3 protein-coding genes are annotated in these 3,021 nt (G+C 36.3%); all 3 read right to left on the reverse strand.

The features are described from left to right. Positions 1-260: 260 nt before the first annotated feature. A complete protein-coding gene (locus ACY65O_RS02510; protein ID WP_462219278.1) occupies positions 261-482 on the reverse strand; it encodes a hypothetical protein in 222 nt (73 codons plus the stop codon). A gap of 257 nt (positions 483-739) precedes the next feature. Then, positions 740-1,954, reverse strand: a complete 1,215-nt coding sequence (locus tag ACY65O_RS02515) for an exo-beta-N-acetylmuramidase NamZ family protein (protein WP_462219279.1) — start codon at positions 1,952-1,954, stop codon at positions 740-742. Positions 1,955-2,125: 171 nt separating this feature from the next. Beyond that, positions 2,126-2,614, reverse strand: a complete 489-nt coding sequence (locus tag ACY65O_RS02520; RefSeq protein WP_462219280.1) for a hypothetical protein — start codon at positions 2,612-2,614, stop codon at positions 2,126-2,128. Between the last annotated feature and the right edge of the window lie 407 nt (positions 2,615-3,021).

Below are 3,021 nucleotides of genomic sequence, written 5' to 3' on the forward strand. Positions count from 1 at the left end.
AAATGGAATTGGGAAAAACGATACCAAAAAACTTATAGCGTTATCAAATCATTACTGTAAAAATTTACTTCCGCTGCTATTGTTTGTATGCTGCGATTACAACGCAGCTTTGGCTTAGCAACAATGTGAAAAAATAAAAACTATAGCAAAGGCTTACGGTTTTATTAAGACTGCAGTTATGGTGGGAGTGAGCTAAGGGCTGCATTATTGGTACGCTTGGCACATTGGCAACTCTGCATACCAACATCGGTCAGGATTTATTATCTTTTCAAAACATATACAGGATGTATTGATTGAATAATTTTATCAAGAGTATTTGTCGCCGGATTTTTATATTCCTGGTAAATGACTTCAATGTCCATTCCTCCATTTTTAAATAATTCAATGTTTGGATCATCAGCTGTCATGAGTGTTTTAAAAACAACAAGGCTGTCATTGTTTAATTTGAGAAAAAGCTTAGAGAAGTTATTGTCTGTCTTCATTATTTTTATAAACCGACCTTTTACTGATATTGAATCTTCCGAACTGGATTGATTTATGCAAGACACCAAAACAATTAAACTCATCAAAAAGACGAAGAAGTATTTGCTCATTATTTTGTTTTAGCAGTTGAAATTATGAAAATCCCAACTTATAGTGCTGCATAGTGTTACGTACACTGGGCTTCGGGCTGTGTTGTTGGGAAGCTAGGCACATTGCCAACGCTGCATACCAACTACGGTAAAGAAAATTCAATCCATCATAAGTAAAGCAAATAATTTTTTCGCATCTTTTTATAATTGCTTAAACCTGGTTCCCAGCTTTCACGAATTTCTTTTTCAGATACACCATCAATAATCTGCTGCCTGAATAAAGCAGAGCCGGTTAATCTTTCAATAACACCCATTTCTCTGCTCAGGCTGGAGTTAAAAAATTTTTCTTTGTATGGAGAAGCCTTATAAAGTTCCATCATCCATTGCAGGTTAATCTTTTTATTTTTTCTCAACAGCTCAACATCGTAATTACGCAGGTCAAGGCCATAACAAATCTCATTCATAAACAGCGGCGTTTCTGCCATGCCCTTAATACTTGTTGGCGTAAAATGGTATTCGTATTTCCCTTTAAGCTCCGGGCTGCCAATTACCGTAAAAGGAAAATAAGTGCCACGACCATGATTAAGATAAGTGCCTTCAAATAAACAGGTAGAAGGGTAGAGTAAAATAGATTGTGGCGTATTTAAATTAGGCGATGGACTTACCGGCAAAATATAAGGCATGTCGTGGTTGTAGTTAGCCACTTTAATAATTTTGAGTTTACATTTTACTTTATCAGTAAGCCATCCTTCACCATTTGCCATTTGTGCAAACTCACCAACAGTTAACCCATGAGCTATCGGCAGCGGAAACATACCAATACCGGAGCTGAATTTCATATCCAGTATAGGGCCATCAATAAAATAGGCATTGGGATTAGGCCTGTCTAAAATGAGCAGCTCCTTATCGTTTTCGTAACAGGCTTCCATTAAACGGGATAAAGCATTAATGTTGGTATAAAAGCGGCAACCTACATCTTGAAGGTCATAAATTACCAGGTCAACATTAGCAAGGTCTTTTTTGGTAGGTTTGTTTTTATTGCCATACAACGAAATTACGGGTATGCCTGTAGCAATATCAGTTTCATCTGCAACCTCAGTGCCGGCACTTGCATTACCACGAAAACCATGTTCGGGGCCAAACACTTTTACTATATTAATGCCAAGGTTTTTCAAACTATCTACTAAATGCGTTTTATTAATGATGGTGGTTTGGTTGGCAAGTATGGCAACCCTTTTTCCTTTTAGATAAGACACATATTTATCTGTTTGCTCAGCGCCTGTTTTTATTGGTGCGTTTACATTAACAGCAAGAATGTTTGGTTGATTTTTATTATTAAGGCTAAGGCTTAATACAACAAAAAGGAGAAGGAAGAATTTCATTGCTATATTTTTAATTGAACGGAATAAATATTTAAATGGATTGCTAATTATGAATGGCACATTGCCAACGTTGCATCAACAATGGATAATAAAAACTGCTGCCATATTGCTTGCTGATGAAAATAACAACGTCCTAACCCAATAATACAAAACCGTGTTGTGCGTTCCTATTTATTTTCTTTTCGGTTTCATTATTTTTCTGAGTCTCTCAACCCACCAACTCCATTCGCTACTTTTTTTGTCCTTTGTAAAATAATTTTCTACTTTATCAAACGCATCTTCAATATAAGCATCGTGTAGCCAACGAATTGCCAAAGCCCATTTCAATGTTGCTAAACCTGTGGTCGTCATATCAATGGTATGTTTCAGTTTTGTTTTATTTGCTTCTGATACTAAAAGTTCAAACTTATGAAAACCATTAAAACCAGTTAAGTCAAACTGAAATGTTATTGAGTTATCTTTTTGATAATCTGTTACAAAATATTTAAGTGGTCCGTGTCCACCTTTTGAACCAATTTGCAAGCCTTTGTCTAATTTCATTGGCGACCATTTCTCTGTCGCTAACATTAAATCATTTTCTGTTGCCAATGTTTTAAATAATTTGGCAACTTCGCTTTTTGGTTGTGTAATTTCTCTATTATGAATATTGAGGACTTTCATTTATTTACCTATTAAAATATTGTATTCTTTCGAAATTTTAACTCCTTGAAAATGATTTGTCAAACCGTAAAAAAATTATGAGTGTCAAAATAAGTCTCAGCCTCGGTTTGTGTCTTCACAAACCATTCTCTTCAATGTACGCTGCAATAAAAGCCCAATAAAGCTATAAAAGTACAAATGAGTCCCGAGGCAACGCACAAATCTTTCCCAGGATAAATTTTACAACAATGTCGACCAAAGCTTCCAATGCCAGTCCCAAAAAAAATCACTTCTTCTTCGCAACAACATTATTTATACCATCTTCGCAGTCTGGCATTCTGGATTCATTGATACGATCGGCGATATCTTGACCGCCGAAGCGGACAAGCTGACGCCAGCCGAGACGGGCTCGCCGACCCGCGACTGGT

Source organism: Ferruginibacter sp., from assembly GCF_031430955.1.
Classification (GTDB): domain Bacteria; phylum Bacteroidota; class Bacteroidia; order Chitinophagales; family Chitinophagaceae; genus Ferruginibacter.

Coding starts and splice junctions, on each gene's coding strand:
- ACY65O_RS02510 (WP_462219278.1), bottom strand. CDS start 482: ATGAAGACAGACAATAACTTCTCTAAGCTTTTTCTCAAATTAAACAAT.
- ACY65O_RS02515 (WP_462219279.1), bottom strand. CDS start 1,954: ATGAAATTCTTCCTTCTCCTTTTTGTTGTATTAAGCCTTAGCCTTAAT.
- ACY65O_RS02520 (WP_462219280.1), bottom strand. CDS start 2,614: ATGAAAGTCCTCAATATTCATAATAGAGAAATTACACAACCAAAAAGC.